Consider the following 16,993-nt stretch of genomic DNA (forward strand, 5'->3'; position numbering starts at 1 on the left):
CCCCCGCTCAGGTCAGCGCGAGAGCGAGAGGGACGGTCCTGGTCCGACCGTCCGACGTGACGAAGGTCATGCGGACCGTGTACGCGCCGGCTGCGGCGACGGTCCCGTCGGAGCGCTTGCCGTTCCATTGCACCGTCTGCGCACCACCCGCGAACCGCTTGCGGTTCGCGAGCGTGTTGATCACGGTGCCGGAGGAGTTCACGACCTGGATCGTGACCACGCTCGCCTCCCCCGCGATCCAGGTCACCGTCACCGTGCTGCCGCGGGCGGTGCGCGAGGGCGACACCGACGGCGAGGAGGTCAGATACGTCGGAGCCGTCGAGAGCGAGACCGATGCACGGCCGTTCGCCACCGGCACCGGCGTCATGCCGCTCTGCGTCCACACCGAGGCCGCACCGCCGGAGACCGGCACCGCGACCGCCGCCTTCGCGTCGGTGTACAGCGCCTGCACCGTCCCGGCCGCGGTCTGCAGGACCGTCCCGTGCACGTTCGTGCCGAAGTCGGCGGTGAGATCGTCCAGCGAGACGGTCCCCGACGAGATGCCCGAGGTGCTCTTGTAGACGAAGATGTCGGTGACCTTGATCGGATAGTCCCAGACACCGTCGCCATCGCCGCCCCCGTGGGTGTAGTTGGCGTTCATCCCGTCGGAGAACAGGGTCATCTTCGTCCAGGCCGTGCCCACCGCGTTCCCCACGAGCCCCTGGAAGGTCTCGCCGGTGGCATCCTTGATCTTCAGATAGACGGGACTGGCGCTGGAGTCGCCGCTGACCCACACCGAGACGGCGCTCGGCTTACCCGACAGCGTCTTGTCGGTCTGGATCTGCGCACCGCGCGACGATCCCGAGAAGGCGTAGGTCAGCTGAAGGGCGCCGCTGCCCGCATAGGCGGACGTCGTCGTCTTGAGGGTGGCCGTCCCCCCGTCGAGGGCGGACACCGCGTATCCGCTGAGCGAGGCCATGTCGTCGACCCGCACCGGCGTCGCGGTGGCACTCACCGTGGCGCGACCGATCGCCGCCCCGTCGGCCAGGACCGCACCGACCTCCTTCAACGCGGTGTACGCCGGCTTCGCCCGACCCGACTTCTCGGTGACCGCGTAGGTGTGGAGGAAGGACTCGGGGTCGTCTCCGCCGACCAGGTTGTACCAGGCGATCGCCGAGACGCCGCGGGCTGCGGCATCCAGGTACATCCGCGACAGGAAGGCGGCCTGATCCGCTTCGCTCGTGGCCCCCGCGCAGCTCGTGCACGTCGACCAGCTCACCTCCGTGATCCACAGGCCGCGACCGGGCGCGCTGCGGTTGAGGAAGGCCTGCGCGGCGTCGAGGTAGGTCGGGATCGCCCCCGTCTCGGGCGCACCGTCGACGGTGTAGAGGTGGATCGCGAGACCGTCGTAGGAGTTGCCGGCTCCGGCGGCGAGAACGCCCCGCATGAACGGGTCGCTGAACTGGTCGAGTCCGCCCACGAGCACCGTCGCGGTCGGATCCACCGCCTTGATCGCCGTATACGTGGCCTTCAGCAGCGCCCCGTACTGCTCAGCGGTGGCCCCGCCGCGCCAGTAGTACTCCGTGTTGGGCTCGTTCCAGACCTCCCACACGCGCACACGATCCTTGTAGCGCGCCACGGTCGCCGCGGCGTACGCGGCGAAGTCGGCGTTGTCCGCGGGCGGGTAGTACTGCGCGATCTCCGGCGACGTTCCCGCGGGCGCCGACGACGCCCAGGGGGCGCTGTAGACGAGCTTGCCGATCATGTCGACGTTGCGCGCCCGGCTGATGGCCACCGCCTGATCGAACTTGGCCCAGTCGAAGAAGCCCTTGCGCGGTTCCACGCGCTTCCACTCGAACTCCTCGCGCGCCCAGCGCACCGAGGCGTCCTCGAGCAGGGCGGCCTGGCGGTCGGCCTCGGCCGGGGAGTCCTGCTCCGTGAGGAAGCTGTTGATCCCGCTGATGGAGGTCGGCGAGGCGATCGACGGCTTGGCCGAGATACCCGTGAGGTAGGGCTGAGCCGCCGATCCGACGGCGGTGAGCGTGCCGTCGGGGGTGGTGTCCCACACGAGACGGCCCGACACGCTGCCCGCCATGCCGACGCCGGCGTCGTCGGTACCGTCCCACGCCACCTTCACCGTCCCCCGCGCCGACGCGGTGCCCGCGAAGGTGCGCGTGCGCCCGCCGTTGTCGCGCAGCGAGAGGGAGTAGTCCCCCGGGGTGCCGGCGGTGAAAGACAAGGTGGTGGTGCCCGCGTTCGCCCACGAGAACCGCGCTGCGCTCGAGGTGGGCAGGGTCCAGTCCTGGTCGATGACGCGGAGGTTGTCGAGCACCGCCTTCCCCGTGGCCGGAGCGGCCGGACCGTTGCGCACGACGTTGATCCGCACCAGCGAGACCGGGTAGTCGAGGATGCCGTCCCCGTTGCCGAGGTGACTCGCCGCCGCCGGCGCCCGCAGATCGAGGGTGGCCGTCGTCCACCGTGTGAGCCCCATCGCCCCGACGCGATAGAAGAACATCTCGCCGGTGGCATCCCGCAGCTTCAGGAACACTGTGTTCCAGGTGCCGTCGCCCAATAGATCGATCTTCAACGCCGACGCGGGCGACGTCAGCAGAGCCTTCGGCGTGCTCGTCGTCTCGATCTCCGCATCCGCCGACGAGACGTCGTAGGCGATCTGCAGCGCGCCCGCGCCCTCGGTGGTCGACTGCGAGGCGGCCGGCGTCACCGAACCCGCGGCGGCGACCCAGTCCGTGCCGGCTGCCTCGAATCCGTCCGCCAGGTGGGCGTCCGCGTCGACGTGGGCCAGGGTGAGCAGGAACGGGATGCCACTGCGCGCGCCCGTGGATGCCACCTCGGCGCCGGGTGCCGCACTGTCGTGCGCGAACACGGCGCGGACGTCGCCGCGCAACGCCGTCCCCGCATCGTCGGTTCCGTCCCACGGCACCGAGACCGTGCCGGCGGCTTCAGCCGCCCCCTTCAGGGTCTTCGTGCGCCCCTCCTGGTCGGCCAACAGGATGCTCCAGTTGCCACGGCCCGCCGCCGAGAAGGTCAGCGGTGCGGCAGAGGGCGAGGGTGTGGAGAACGAGCTCGCCGCCTCCGGCAGGGTCCAGCCCGTCGAGATCGTCCGCAGATTGTCGAGGACGACCGAGCCGGTCGCCGGCTGCGTGCCGTTGCGCACCACGATGAAGCCCGACAGGCGCACGGGCAGATCGAGGATCTTGTCGCCGTTGCCGCCCTCCACGAGGGCGGCCGGAGCTGTCAGGTCGACGTCGATCGTCGTCCACACCGTCGACCGCATGGCGTCGAGTCGGTACGTGAACACCTCGTCGGTGGCGTCGTGCACCCGCGCGTACACGGTGTTGAAGGTGCCGTCTCCGCGCATGTCGACCCGCAACCCGGTCGCCGGCTGGGTGAGAACGACCACCGGTGCGTTCCTGACGTTCTCCGCCATGCCCGATGACAGGTCGTAGTCGATCCGCTGCGCGGACGACCCCTGGGTCTTCGGCGAGGCGACGCGCGAGATCGTCGCCGTTCCCATCGCCACACGCCAGTCGGCGGCGGGTGCCTCGAAGTCCTCCACGACCTCCACCGTCGACGTCGCTGCCGCGGCCACCGTCAGCAGATCGGGAAGACCCACGGTGAGCGAGGCTCCCGCCACGCCGTTCGTCGAGGGCGTGTGACGGAACGCCCCGCGCACCGGGCCCGACATCGTCTCGCCCGTGTCGTCGCGGCCGTCCCACGGGGTACGGATCGCTCCCGCACCCACCGCGGTACCGGACAGGGTGCGCGTCCGGCCGCTGGCGTCGATCAGGCGCAGCTCCCATTCGCCGGGGCCCGCGGCGTCGAACGACACCTCCGCCGCGGCATCCACCCCCGGCGTGAAAGACGACGGGGTCGCGACGGGGAGCCCCCACCCGGTGGTGACGGCGCGCACATCGTCGAGGAGGAAGGTGCCCGTCGGCGGCTGTTCGCCGTTGCGCACGACGAGCACACCCGCCAGCGTCGCGGGCACATCGAGGACGCCGTCGCCATTGCCCCCTTCGCGCGCCGTGGGGGCGCCCGTGAGATCGACGGTCAGGGTCTGGTAGACCGACGCGCGCATCGCGTCCACACGGTGCACGAAGGTCTCGCCGCTCGCGTCACGCACACGCAGGTACACGGTGTTGTAGGTGCCGTCGCCCTTCAGGTTGAGCGTGATCGCGGTCGTCGAGGTCGGCAGGGCCGGTGCGGACGACACCGGGTAGGCCACTTCCCCCATCCCCGCGGAGACGTCGTAGGCCACCGCAAGAGCTCCCTCGCCCTCGCTCGAGTCGGCGGAGCGAGAGGGTGTCGCCGTGCCCGTCACCGTCGACACGGGTGGCGAGGCCGCCTCGAACGTCTCGATGGGCACCCCGGCGGGCGCGGCGACGGCCGCGCTCGGCGCGCTGATCGTCGAGGCGCCGACGACGGCCGCGATCACCGTCGCCGCGAGCGCCGTCGCCGCGCCTCGCGACCAGGATGCCGTGACCCCGCCTCGGCGTCCGTTCCCGCTCGGCTCGCCGGTCGCCGACCTGCGCTCGGCGTTCTTCTGCGCGACCGCTCGTGCGTGCTCGCTCTTCGACTGCCCCATCGTTGCGCCTCTCCTCGCTACACCCCGACGAAACCCCCCGTGTACGGCACAAACTAAGGGCTGGAAAGGCGCAGCATCAAGTGCATTCTTCGGCGCATGAATAGACCCCGATGCGAGCTACCATGTCTTTTCCCATCGACACGCACCGGCACCGGTCGGCGCCCGGCATCGCACCATCTCGCGGGCTTCCGGCAATGGGAGGCGATGATGCGCGGAAGGCCTCACCGTGCTTCGGCGCCCGACGGCCTCTGCGCAGAAAAGCCGCCGATGATCGCGCGCCTAGAATCATCGACATGGCCCGGTCCGCCCGCAGGAGTCGTCGACGGCTCCCCCCATCCGCGGGCGACCATCCGCTGGGCACCCGAAGAAGCAGGGCCGAGGCGGCACGCCGGAAAGACGCGCCTCGCCCGTGGTACCGGCGCCCGGACCGCATCGCCCTTCTCATCGTCGGATCCGCCATCGCGACCGTGGGCGTCTTCGCCGTCGCCCTCGCCGTGCAGGCCGCGAGCGTGCGAGACGATCTCGACTCGGCGCACACGCTCATGTCGAGCATGCAGTCGTCGCTGGTGACCGGCGACGCCGGCCAGCTGCAGGCGGCGGCGGCCGAGGTCACCCAGCGCGTGAACAGAGCCAGTCAGACGGTGCGGAGCCCCCTGTGGGAAGCCGGCTCCGTCATTCCGGCCGTCGGCGCCAATCTCGACGCGATCACCGGACTCACGGCGGCGGTGCAGACCCTCGCCGACGAGGCCCTCCCGCCCGGGGAAGTCATCCTGTCCAAGCTCAGCGTCGACAAGATCGCGCTCGCCGACGGGGGCGTCGATCTGCAGCCGTTCCGGGAGTCGCAGGCGTCGTTCCCTCTCGTGACAGCGGCGTTCGAGAAGGCGAGGAGCCAGATCGCCGCCATCGACACCGCCGATGTCCTGCCGCCGGTGGCCGACTCCGTCTCCGAGGTGGGGGCTTTCATGGACGACGCGACGGCGCTTCTCGATGTCGCCGAGCACTACCTCCCGACCCTCCTCGACATCGCCGGCGCCCAGGCGCCGAAGCAGTACCTGGTGCTCTTTCAGAACAACGCCGAGGTCCGCGCCACGGGCGGGAACCCGGCCGCGAGCATCGTGGTGCGCGCCGACCAGGGGCGCGTGCAGATCCTCGATCAGGCGAACTCGATCAGGTTCGACGCGGCCGGTGACGCCGGGCAGCGCTTCACCGACCTCCCGCCCGAGACGCTGGGGCTGTACCCGCCCACCTTCGCGCTGTTCTCGCAGGACTTCACGATGACGCCGGACTTCCCGACCACCGCGCGCCTGTCCCAGGACCTGTGGCAGCAGACGGCGGGCGAGCAGTTCGACGGCATCATCTCGGTCGACCCGGTCGTGCTGTCGCACATGCTGTCGGTCACCGGGCCGGTCAACTACGACGACCTGCAGCTCACCGCCGACAACGCGGTACAGGTCCTGCTCAGCGACGCCTACGAGAGGTTTCCGACGGGCGAGGACTCGGACGCCTTCTTCTCCGCGATCACGCAGGGGTTCTTCCGGTACCTGACGACCTCGCGGTGGGACCCCACCCAGATGCTCGAGGCGCTGAAGGCGTCGGCGCTCGAACGACGGTTGCTGCTCAGCTTCCGCGACGACTCCGCGCAGGACCTCGTGGAGGAGCTTGGCCTCACCGGAGCGCTGCGCGCCGATACGGCCGAGTCGACGCAGGTCGGCACCTATCTGAACGACTACTCCGTGGGCAAGCTGGAGTACCACCTCCGTCAGTCGGTGACGGCGACGTGCGACGCCACCGCGCGAACCCTCACGACCACGACCTCGCTGACGAACGAGATCCCGGCGACCATCACGAGCACCTACACCCTCGGAGCCCGCAACGCGCGATTCGGCTATCCCCCCGACGCGATGATGATCGACGTGCTCTTCTTCGCGCCCCCCGGCGCCGAGATCCTCGACACCGAGCCGGCCGTGGGCGATGTGGCGCAGTTCGACCGCTCCGGGAGCGAGAAGGGCAACAGCGCCCGGAGCCGCCTCGTCGTGATCCCGCGCGGCGAGACGCGCTCGGTCTCGTCGACGATCCGTCTTCCGGAGGGCGATCTGGGACCGCTGGATCTGCGGCACACACCCCTGACCTCGGCGACCGCGATCAGCGTCGACGCGTCGTGCGGCGCTCTTCTGCCGGTGGATGCCGCCCCCGCGGGCTGAGCCGTCTGCTCAGCCCAGCAGCGACACCCCGAATCCGGCCACCACGTCGCGCACCTCGGCGAGATAGCGCTGCGCCTGCTCGGTGAGGGGGATGGCGGCGCGACCGATCCATCCGATCTCGATGCGCTCCTGCACGTCCAGAGGAACGGCGACGATCTCGGGATCGAGGTCGTCGCTGATGATCCCCGTCGAGATCGTGTACCCGTCGAGGCCGATCATGAGATTGAAGATCGTCGCGCGATCGGATACGCGGATCTCCTGCCTGCTCGACAACGTCGAGAGGATCTCCTCCGCGAAGTAGAAGGAGTTGTTCGCCCCCTGGTCGAAGGTCAGTCGGGGCAGGTCCGCGAGGTCGTCGAGCGTCGCCCGCGATCGGGATGCCAGCGGGTTGCGGCGCGAGACGAAGATGTGGGGTTCGGCGAGGAAGAGCGGATGGAAGGCCAGTCCGGAGTCCCGCAGCAGCTTGTCGATCACGTTCCGGTTGAAGTCGTTGCGGAAGAGGATGCCGAGCTCGCTGCGGAGCGTGCGGACGTCTTCGATGATGTCGAAGGTGCGGGTCTCACGGAGCGAGAACTCGTACTCCGCGGCATCCGTCGCCTTGACCATCCGCACGAACGCGTCGACGACGAACGAGTAGTGCTGCGCCGACACGCCGAGCAACCGGCGCGACGGGGGACGCCCGAGGTAGCGCTGTTCGAGCAGCTCGGCCTGTTCGACGACCTGGCGGGCATACCCGAGGAACTCGACGCCGTCGACGGTGAGCGTGACGCCGCGTGCGGAGCGGGTGAGCAGCTCCCGCCCGACGCGATTCTCCAGATCGCGCATCGCCGCGGACATCGTCGGCTGGGCGACGTACAGGAGGTCGGCGGCCGCACTGATGGATCCCCCGGCGGCGACCTCGATGAAGTACTGCAGCTGTTGCAGCGTGATCCCGCTCGGCTTCCTGGGCATAGGCCGAGGCTATATCAGGACATAGCGCGGTGGAATTACCCGATGCCCGCGTGCGCGCTGCACGATGAGTTCACCGACTTTCGCGAGGCCGCAGCGCCTCTCTGCTCCCGGATTGGCATCCCATGGCGAACGACATCACGTTCAGCATCTCCACGACCCGCTTCGATGAGGACTACGCCCCCGCCGAGGGTTCGCGCGTCACGACGAATTTCGCCAACCTCGCCCGTGGCGAGGGCCGTCAGCAGAACCTGCGCACCGCGCTGACGATGATCGATCGCCGCTTCAACGAGCTCGCGTCGGCCGACGACGAGGGCGGCGACCGCTACCGGGTCGAACTCGACATCGTCTCGGTGCAGCTGCGCTTCGCCGACGGCGCCGACGAAGATCTGCCCGTCATCGAGGTCCTCGACGTCCACATCGTCGACACGGTCACCGGCGAGCGCCATCAGGGCATCGTCGGCAACAACTTCTCGTCGTACCTGCGCGACTACGACTTCAGTGTCGTCCTGCCCGCGGCGCAGGCCGCCGCCGGCGGCTTCACCGTGCCCGACGACTTCGGCGACCTCCACGGCAAGCTCTTCCAGCACTTCCTCGCCTCCGAGGCGTACCGCGAGCGATACGCTCTGCCGCCCGTCATCTGCATCAGCGTCTCCACCAGCCGCACCTACCGTCGCACGGGCGTCGTCCACCCGGTACTGGGTGTGGAGTACGCGCAAGACACCACCTCGTCGCTGACCGACGAGTACTTCGGCAAGATGGGGCTGCAGGCGCGCTACTTCATGCCGCGCGGCAGCGTCGCTCCCCTGGCGTTCTACTTCCGCGGTGACCTGCTGGCCGACTACACCGACCTGCAACTGATCGGCACGATCAGCACCATGGAGACGTTCCAGAAGATCTACCGCCCCGAGATCTACAACGCCCGCACCGCGGCCGGCGAGACGTACCGGCCCAGCCTCGAAGCGGCGGACTTCGAGCCGACCGAGGTCACCTACGACCGCGTCGAGCGCAGCCAGCTCGCCGTCGTGCAGGGGCGGTACGCCGAGGAGCACTTCGTCACGCCGCATCGGGCGATCCTCGACCAGTGGGCCGCCGACTACTCGCTCGCCGCCCGATGACCCGCGAAGGATCGACCGCCGTGTCCACGCTTCTGCCCACCTCCACCGTCGGAAGCCTGCCCAAGCCCGCCTGGCTCGCCAAGCCCGAGGTGCTGTGGTCGCCGTGGGAGCTCGAGGGCGACATCCTCGTCGAGGGCAAGCATGACGCGCTGCGGGCGGCTGTTCAGGAGCAGGAGCGCCGCGGTCTCGACATCATCAGCGACGGCGAGCAGACCCGCCAGCACTTCGTCACGACCTTCATCGAGCACCTCGACGGGGTGGACTTCGAGCACCGTGAGACCGTCCGCATCCGCGATCGCTACGACGCGAGCGTGCCGACGGTCGTGAGAGACGTCAGCCGCCGGGCACCGGTGTTCGTCGACGACGCGGCCTTCTTGCGTGCACAGACCGACCGGCCGATCAAGTGGGCCCTGCCAGGGCCCATGACGATGATCGACACGCTCGCCAATCGCCACTACCGCAGCCGCGAGAAGCTGGCGTGGGAGTTCGCCACGATCCTCAACCAGGAGGCGCGCGAGCTCGAGGCCGTCGGTGTCGACATCATCCAGTTCGACGAGCCGGCCTTCAACGTCTTCTTCGACGAGCTGAAGGACTGGGGCGTCGCCGCCCTCGAGCGCGCCGTCGAGGGTCTGAGCGCCGAGACGGCCGTGCACATCTGCTACGGCTACGGCATCAAGGCCAACACCGACTGGAAGGCGACGCTGGGGTCGGAGTGGCGGCAGTACGAGGAGTCGTTCCCGCTGCTGCAGCAGTCGAGCATCGACATCGTCTCGCTCGAGAGCCACCACTCCAACGTGCCGATCGACCTGATCGAGCTCATCCGCGGCAAGAAGGTCATGCTCGGCGCCCTCGACGTCGCCAGCGAACGGATCGAGACACCCGACGAGGTCGCCGACACCTTGCGCCGGGCGTTGCGGTTCGTCGACGCCGACAAGCTCATCCCCAGCTCCAACTGCGGCATGGCGCCGTTGCCGCGCCACGTCGCCCTCGACAAGATCAGCGCCCTGTCGGCGGGCGCGCGTCTGCTCCGCGTGGAACTCGCGGGCTGAGTCCCTCGACGCGGGTCGGGATGCCACGGCGCCCCGACCCGCGTCGGCGTCGGTGCGCCCGGCGTCGGGTCCGCCGTGGCAGAGTCGGACCATGCCCATCGCCGCCGATGACCCCCGCCTGACGTCCCCCTTCGACGCTGCCGCCACCCGCTACGACGACGTGCCCTTCCAGCGCGCCGGTGCCAGCGGCATCCCCCTCCCCCGTGTCTCGCTCGGACTCTGGCAGAACTTCGGAACCGCCCGCCCCCTCGACACGCAGCGCCAGATCCTCCGCCACGCCTTCGATCGCGGGGTCGTGCACATCGACCTCGCGAACAACTACGGCCCCCCGTACGGGGCGGCGGAATCCACGTTCGGAACGGTGCTCGAGACCGACCTGCGGCGGTACCGCGACGAGCTGTTCCTGTCGACGAAGGCCGGCTACGACATGTGGCCGGGCCCCTACGGCGACGGCGGATCGCGCAAGTACCTCCTGCGCTCGCTCGAGCAGAGTCTCACGCGCATGCGCACCGAGTACGTCGACGTCTTCTACTCGCACCGCGTCGACCCCGACACACCGATCGAAGAGACCGTGCACGCCCTCGCCGACATCGTGCGCAGCGGCAAGGCGCTGTACGTCGGCATCTCGAACTATCCCGCCGACCTCACCCGCCGCGCTCACGCCCTGCTCGCGGCCGAGGGCGTGCGCCTGTTCGTGCACCAGCCGCGGTACTCGCTGTTCGACCGCACCCCCGAAGCCGAGCTGTTCCCCGCTCTGCGCGAGCTCGCCGTCGGCAGCGCCGTCTTCTCGCCGCTGGCGCAGGGCCTGCTGACCGCGAAGTACCTCGACGGCACGGTGCCCGCCGACTCCCGCGCCGCCGACAGCCGCTTCCTCGACGCCTCGGCCCTCACCGACGACTACCTCGAGCGCATCCGCGGTATCGACGGCGTCGCCCGTGAGGCGGGGCTGTCGATCCCGCAGCTCGCGGTGGCGTGGGTGCTGCGCGATCCCGTGGTCACCACGGCGATCATCGGCGCCTCTCGCACGAGCCAGATCGACGATGCCGTCGCGGCGAGCACGACCGTCTTGACGGATGACGTGATCGCGGCGCTCGACGCCTTCGCCGCGCCCGTCGGCGAGCGCATCGCCTGAGAGGGCCCGGGGGTCAGCACATCCGGGTCGCTGACGCAAGCCGCGCGGCATCCTCCCGCGCATCGCGTTGAGTGGAGGCTCTCACCAGAATCGAGGAGGCGCCATGGGTGTCGGACGTTGGATCGGAACCGGAGCGGTCGGCCTTGCGGGCGCCGTGCTCGCACGCACCGCGATCGGTCGCGCAGTCGCCGCGGGCACCGTCGCCTACCGGGTGTGGAAGGACCCGAAGGTGCAGAAGGTCCGCCGCAAGGTGGTCGCCAAGCTCGCGAAGCAACGCACCGCCCGCACGTCCGCGCGCTGAGTCGGTTCGTTCCGTCGATACCTCCGGCGTGAACGGGTCTCCCGCGGCGGAGGTGGCACGCTCGTCGATGGTGTCGAGGGTGCCGCTCCCGACCATCGGGGAAGACGACGGTCCTCCGATCGCGGATACGCTGACGAGGGTCCTCTGTCGAGATCGCCATATCAGCGCGCGCCGGCGCCGATCGGAAGCGGCGACAGGGGCTTGGTCTCGGCGAACGCGAACGTCGTATCGATCGATGCGAGAGCCGGAATCGTGCGCAGGTGCTCGCGGAGGAGTCGCTCGTACTCCTCGAAACCGGGCGTGACGATGCGCACGAGGTAATCCCAGTCGCCCGCGAGCAGGTGCGCTTCGACGATGTGCGGGATCGCACGCAGGCGCTGCTCCACGGCATCCACCGTCGCTCCCTCATGGGAGGCCAGACGCAGGCGGACGAACGCGGTGATGCTCAGCTCCACCGCCTTCGGCGACACCACCGCGCGATATCCCTCGATGATCCCCGCCTCCTCGAGGTGGCGCACGCGACGCAGACACGGAGAAGGCGACAGTCCGATGCGGTCTGCGAGTTCCTGGTTCGTCAACCGGCCGTCCTGCTGCAATTCCCGCAGGATGCGGATGTCGATGCTGTCCAGAGAGGCCATGCAGCAGATTCTGCCAATGTGGACGCAGAGTCGGCAATATTCGCAATCCCCTGCGGCGGCCGCCTTTCTACGCTCGAAATGTGACGACCCACGCCCTCGCGCGCCGCCAAGCGATCGCTCCGCACACCCTCGTCGGAATGGCGGCGCTGGCTGCGGTGGTGGCGCTCTGGTCGTCGTTCGCCCTGTCGGCGCGGGCGACCGACGGTACGGGACTCACGATGGCGGATGCCGCGATCGTGCGCTTCGCCGTGCCCGCGATCGTGCTGGCGCCGTGGATCCCCCGCACCATTCGCAGGCTGCGCGAGGAACGGCAGATCGTCGTGGCGCTGGTGCTGCTGGCCGGTCTTCCCCACTACCTCCTGTTCGCGTGGGGGGCGCATCTCACCTCGGCCGCGCTGACCGGTCTGCTCGTGCCGGGCACGGTGCCGCTGTTCGTCGCGGTCCTGCTGTTCGTCCGTCGCCCGAGCCGGATGCCTCGTCGGCGTCTCGTCGCCCTCGCCGCCATCGCCGCGGGAGTCGCCGTCAGCGCCGTGATGACGACGGGGTCCGCGGGGCCGGGCGGCATCGTGGTCCTGCTCGCCGCGGGGTTCGTGTGGGCGGCCTACACCGTGGGTCTCTCGCGCTCGCGACTCGATCCGGTCGGCGTGATCGTGCTCATCTCCCTCGCCTCGGTCGTGGGCGCGATCGTCCTCGCCGTGATCGGCGCGCTGCCCTCTCACCTGCTCTCCGGGTCGATCGAGCCGGGCGCCGTCGTCGGGTACGCGCTCCTGCAGGGCGTCGGCACGGGCCTGCTCTCCACCGCCTGCTACGTCGTCGCGGTGAAGCACCTCGGCAGCAGCATCCCGGCCGCGGCCGGCGCGCTCAGCCCGGTGCTGACCGCGATCGTCGCCGTTCCCCTGTTCGGCGAGCCCGTCACCGCCGGCCTCGCCCTCGCGCTCGCGCTGATCGTCTCGGGCGTCGCGATGTCGGCGCTCACCCCCGCGGTGCCGCCTCGCCCCGGCATCCGTTTCCCCCGCCGCTCCGAAAGATGAGTGAGGCCTCGTCACCGCGCGAGACGGCCGGGAACGAGGGATGCCATGACCACCGACACCGTGACGTCGAGCGATCGAACGAAGACGGTACGGCGCCCGCACGCCTGGATCTGGGCCGCTCTCGCCGGCATCGTGTCGGCCGCGGTCCTGCTCGCCGTCGCCGAAGCTCTGGCGGCGTTGGTCGCCCGCTCGGCGAGCCCCATCCTGGCGGTGGGATCGTTCATCGTCGACATCGTGCCGCGACCGCTCAAGGAGCTCGCGATCACCCTCTTCGGCGAGGCCGACAAGATCGCGCTGCTCGCGGGAGTCGGACTCGGTGCCGCGGTCGCCGCCGCCGTGGCCGGCGCGCTCGAGTACCGGTTCCGCTTCGTCGGCGTCGCCCTGCTCGGCATCGGCGGTGCCCTGGCCACCGCGGCGATCGTGACGCGCACCGGGGCAGGTGGCCTCTCGTGGCTCCCTCCGGTCGTCGGCACTCTCGCGGGTGTGGTGATGCTCCTGCTGGCCATCGTGCGGCTTCGTCGCTGGGTCGCCGCCGCGACGGCGGAGAACGCCCCCGCAGCGGGCGCGGATCGCCGACAATTCCTGCTCCTCACCGGTCTCACCGCGGTGGGAGCCGTGGTCGTCGGCATCGGCGCACGCGTGCTCAACGCCGCCACCTCGTCGGTCGCCGCGGCCCGCGACGCGCTGCGTCTGCCCGCTGCCCGCACGACGGTCACCGTTCCCGAGGGTGCGAACTGGGACATCGAGGGTCTCAGCCCCATCATCACGCCCAATGGCGACTTCTACCGGGTCGACACCGCCCTGACCGTTCCGAACGTCGACCCCACGACGTGGCGCCTGTCGATCGAGGGCATGGTCGACACCCCCGTCGAGCTGAGCTTCGACGACCTCGTGGGCATGGGGCTCGACGAGTACGGCGTCACCCTCACCTGCGTCTCGAACGAGGTCGGCGGCGGTCTGGTCGGAAACGCCATCTGGACCGGTGTCCCCATCCGCGACGTGTTGCGCATGGCCGGCGTGCAGGGCGACGCCGACATGGTGCTCTCCGAGAGCGTCGACGGGTACACGGCATCCACTCCCCTGTCGTCGTTGACCGACGAGAACCTGGATGCCATCTTCGCCGTCGCCATGAACGGCGAACCGCTGCCGTTCGAGCACGGTTTCCCGGTACGCATGGTCGTACCCGGCCTGTACGGCTACGTCTCGGCGACGAAGTGGGTCACCAAGCTCACCGTCACCCGCTTCGACCAGGCCGAGGCGTACTGGACGCCGCGCGGATACTCCGCCGAGGCTCCGATCAAGATGTCGTCGCGCGTGGACACGCCGAAGATCGGCTCGCCCGTCGCCGCCGGCACGGTCGTCATCGCCGGCATGGCCTGGGCGCAGCCCGTGGGCGTGCAGAAGGTCGAGGTCAGCATCGACGACGGCGACTGGCAGCAGACGCAGCTGTCCACCCCCATCAACGACCAGTCGTGGGTGCAGTGGAAGCTCGACTGGAACGCGGAGCCCGGCTCGCACTACATCGCCGTGCGCGCGACCGACAAGCAGGGCAACCTGCAGATCCAGGACCAGGCCCCCATCGCTCCCGACGGCTCGAGCGGGTGGCAACGGACCCTGGTCACCGTTTCGTCCTGACGCGACGGTGCTTCTGTCGATCGCCCCGCGCGCGGCGACGGGGACGGCACGATCGTCGGATGTCTTGCACGCGTGTTCCCGCAATGCCGGCGACTCTGCGGTGAATCGTCGTCCCTGGCGGCCCTCCCACGCAACCGGACGCGCCGGGCGAGGCCGCGCCGCATGCCGTGACGATCATCGGCCGACGGTCACGATCACGATCCCCGGACCGACTTCGCGCCGACGTGCTGAGGCGGTTCAGCCTTCGGATACCGTCAGCTCAGCTCCGGCTTCGGCGATCTCGGTGAGTGCCGCATCGCTGGAGGCGGGGTGCACGCCCGCGATGAGATCGGTCAGTATGCGCACGCGACGACCGGCCGCCACCGCATCGAGCGCCGACGCACGCACGCAGTAATCAGTGGCGATACCGACGATGTCGATGTCGCGGATGCCGTGCGCGTCGAGGATGCCCGCGGCGGTCTCACCGTCGTCGGACACCCCCTCGAACAGCGAATAGGCGGGCTTGCCCTGCCCCTTCTTGAGGTGGTGCGTGACGCGGGAGGTGTCGAACACCTCGTCGTAGTCAGCGCCGTACGTTCCGCCCACGCAGTGCACCGGCCACGTGTCGACGAAGTCGGGGGCCGCGGAGAAGTGCCCGCCGTTGTCGTCGTCGCCGTGGTGCCAGTCGCGCGACGCGACGATCACCGCATAGTCGTCGGCGTGCGCCTCGAGGTAGCGCGAGATGCGTTCGGCCACCGCGTCGCCGCCCTCGACCCCGAGCGCTCCGCGTTCGGTGAAGTCGTTCTGCACGTCGACGACGAAGAGGGCGCGAGTCATGCGTCGAGCCTACGCGCGTCGTGTCGGTCACCCCACCGCCGTCGCCCGCGCCGGCCGACTCGCGGTCGTGCGACGCGCCTACGCGTCGTGTCGGTCACCCCACCGCCGTCGCCCGCGCCGGCCGACTCGCGAGCGCGCGCGACGTGCCGCGAACGTCGACCCTAGCCGCGAGCGAACAACAGCACGATCGACACAATGAAGGCCGCCAGACCCAGCGTCGACACTCCGGCGGCCAGAAGCGAGACGAACCTCACGAGGGGAGACGACCGCGTGAGACGCATGCGGTTCGCGCTGCCCCGTCGGAAGAAGATGTCGGCCATGTCGGCCGAGCCGATCTTCGCCTCGTCATGCGCGGACAGGGGCGCCTCGTTCACACCGCCCTCGTCGTCGAACCAGCGCACGACCCGACCGTCGGCCACGTGCTCGACCACCGCCCGCGCGGGCAGCCACGTTCCGTCGGCGAGCAGGAGGATCACCGCGGCGACCGCGAGCAGAAGACCGCCCCCCAACCCGACCCACGTGAAGATCTCGATGAGGGCATCGAGCGCGTTCGACACGGCAGACTCCAGCGGGTAGCGGACGGGCACCGCCCCCTCGGGGGCGCAGGGCCTCTCAGCCTATCGGGCGCACCACGCGGCGCCCGGCGCGCGACGTACCGCCGCCGAATGCCAAAAAGGCCCCCACCCGGTGGAAGCGGGTGAGGGCCTTCGGAGCCGCCTAAGGGAATCGAACCCTTGACCTATTCATTACGAGTGAATCGCTCTGCCGTCTGAGCTAAGGCGGCATGTGCGCGCTGTGGCGTGCACGATCATCGATATTACATGCTCCGGGAGGCCCGAGCGCACACGCGCGGGTTCGACGTCAGTAGTCGCCCGTCGCGGAACGGTCGGCGAGGATGTCGCGGCTCGACGACAGACCCAGGCGAGTCGCCCCCGCGGCGATCATCTGCTCGGCGGCGGCGCGGGTGCGCACACCCCCGGAGGCCTTCACCTCGGCGCGGTCTCCGACGGTGCGCTTCATCAGCTCGACCGCGTGGACGCTCGCCCCACCGGCCGGGTGGAAACCCGTCGACGTCTTGACGAAGTCGGCGCCGGCGGCGACGGCCCTCTCGCACACGGCGACGATCGCCTCGTCGGAGAGCGCTGCCGATTCGATGATGACCTTCAGCACGGTCGGCGACGGGGCAGCTTCGCGCACAGCGCGGATCTCGGCCTCGACCAGGTCGTAGCGTCCCTCGACGGCCGCGCCCACGTCGATGACCATGTCGATCTCGTCGGCGCCCTGGTCGACCGACAGCGCCGCCTCGGCCGCCTTGATGTCGGCGTGGTGCTTGCCGCTGGGGAACCCGCAGACGACGGCGAGCTTGAGACCGGCGGGCACCTCGACCGGGAGGAACGACGGCGAGATGCACACGCTGTACGTGCCGAGCTCGGCACCCTCGGCGATGAGCCGCTCGACGTCGGCGCGGGTGGCCTCGGGCTTGAGCAGGGTGTGGTCGATGTACGTCGCCAGGTCGGCGATGGGCGCGGTCATAGGGAT

General features: G+C 69.9%; 13 protein-coding genes and 1 tRNA gene. 7 read left to right on the forward strand and 7 right to left on the reverse strand.

Translation table 11 applies throughout. The annotated features are described in order from the left end of the window. Positions 1 to 7: 7 nt before the first annotated feature. The gene (locus AS029_RS10485; protein ID WP_058232552.1) at positions 8 to 4,585 is read right to left on the reverse strand and encodes a FlgD immunoglobulin-like domain containing protein; all 4,578 of its coding nucleotides are present in this window, start codon (positions 4,583 to 4,585) and stop codon (positions 8 to 10) included. Positions 4,586 to 5,052: 467 nt separating this feature from the next. Here AS029_RS10485 and AS029_RS10490 point away from each other — a divergent pair, with 467 nt between their 5' ends. Then, complete coding sequence (locus tag AS029_RS10490; RefSeq protein ID WP_058232553.1) at positions 5,053 to 6,786, forward strand: DUF4012 domain-containing protein; 1,734 nt, start codon at positions 5,053 to 5,055, stop codon at positions 6,784 to 6,786. 9 nt (positions 6,787 to 6,795) lie between these two features. Here the strand turns inward: AS029_RS10490 and AS029_RS10495 are convergent, their stop codons facing one another. After that, complete coding sequence (locus tag AS029_RS10495; RefSeq protein WP_058232554.1) at positions 6,796 to 7,737, reverse strand: LysR family transcriptional regulator; 942 nt, start codon at positions 7,735 to 7,737, stop codon at positions 6,796 to 6,798. Between the two features lie 122 nt (positions 7,738 to 7,859). Between AS029_RS10495 and AS029_RS10500 the strand changes: the two genes are divergently transcribed. From AS029_RS10500 to AS029_RS10515, 4 genes are all read left to right on the forward strand, one after another. After that, positions 7,860 to 8,852 carry a putative oxygenase MesX gene (locus tag AS029_RS10500; RefSeq protein WP_058232555.1) on the forward strand — a complete coding sequence of 331 codons (993 nt, stop codon included), beginning with the start codon at positions 7,860 to 7,862 and terminating at the stop codon, positions 8,850 to 8,852. Between the two features lie 20 nt (positions 8,853 to 8,872). Beyond that, positions 8,873 to 9,901, forward strand: coding sequence for a methionine synthase (locus tag AS029_RS10505; protein ID WP_058232768.1), 1,029 nt, complete (start codon positions 8,873 to 8,875; stop codon positions 9,899 to 9,901). Between the two features lie 91 nt (positions 9,902 to 9,992). Further along, complete coding sequence (locus AS029_RS10510) at positions 9,993 to 11,033, forward strand: aldo/keto reductase (RefSeq protein WP_058232556.1); 1,041 nt, start codon at positions 9,993 to 9,995, stop codon at positions 11,031 to 11,033. 103 nt (positions 11,034 to 11,136) lie between these two features. Then, the gene (locus tag AS029_RS10515) at positions 11,137 to 11,334 is read left to right on the forward strand and encodes a hypothetical protein (RefSeq protein WP_058232557.1); all 198 of its coding nucleotides are present in this window, start codon (positions 11,137 to 11,139) and stop codon (positions 11,332 to 11,334) included. A 161-nt stretch (positions 11,335 to 11,495) separates the two neighbouring features. Here the strand turns inward: AS029_RS10515 and AS029_RS10520 are convergent, their stop codons facing one another. Beyond that, a complete protein-coding gene (locus AS029_RS10520; RefSeq protein WP_058232558.1) occupies positions 11,496 to 11,972 on the reverse strand; it encodes an Lrp/AsnC family transcriptional regulator in 477 nt (158 codons plus the stop codon). 80 nt (positions 11,973 to 12,052) lie between these two features. Here AS029_RS10520 and AS029_RS10525 point away from each other — a divergent pair, with 80 nt between their 5' ends. Both AS029_RS10525 and AS029_RS10530 read left to right on the forward strand, forming a co-directional pair. Beyond that, a complete protein-coding gene (locus tag AS029_RS10525) occupies positions 12,053 to 13,003 on the forward strand; it encodes a DMT family transporter (RefSeq protein ID WP_058232559.1) in 951 nt (316 codons plus the stop codon). A 45-nt stretch (positions 13,004 to 13,048) separates the two neighbouring features. After that, on the forward strand, positions 13,049 to 14,638 hold the full coding sequence (locus tag AS029_RS10530; protein ID WP_058232560.1) for a molybdopterin-dependent oxidoreductase: 1,590 nt from the start codon (positions 13,049 to 13,051) through the stop codon (positions 14,636 to 14,638). A gap of 237 nt (positions 14,639 to 14,875) precedes the next feature. Here AS029_RS10530 and AS029_RS10535 read toward each other — a convergent pair whose 3' ends face one another. From AS029_RS10535 to deoC, 4 genes are all read right to left on the reverse strand, one after another. Further along, a complete protein-coding gene (locus AS029_RS10535; protein ID WP_058232561.1) occupies positions 14,876 to 15,454 on the reverse strand; it encodes an isochorismatase family protein in 579 nt (192 codons plus the stop codon). Between the two features lie 161 nt (positions 15,455 to 15,615). Next, positions 15,616 to 16,011 carry a hypothetical protein gene (locus AS029_RS10540; protein ID WP_058232769.1) on the reverse strand — a complete coding sequence of 132 codons (396 nt, stop codon included), beginning with the start codon at positions 16,009 to 16,011 and terminating at the stop codon, positions 15,616 to 15,618. Positions 16,012 to 16,165: 154 nt separating this feature from the next. Continuing rightward, a tRNA-Thr gene (locus AS029_RS10545) sits at positions 16,166 to 16,238 on the reverse strand. A gap of 77 nt (positions 16,239 to 16,315) precedes the next feature. Beyond that, entirely contained in the window at positions 16,316 to 16,987 is a 672-nt protein-coding gene (gene deoC, locus AS029_RS10550) for a deoxyribose-phosphate aldolase (protein WP_058232562.1), read from the reverse strand. Positions 16,988 to 16,993: the final 6 nt, after the last annotated feature.

Origin of the sequence: Microbacterium enclense, assembly GCF_001456955.1 — a bacterium.
GTDB lineage: Bacteria > Actinomycetota > Actinomycetes > Actinomycetales > Microbacteriaceae > Microbacterium > Microbacterium enclense.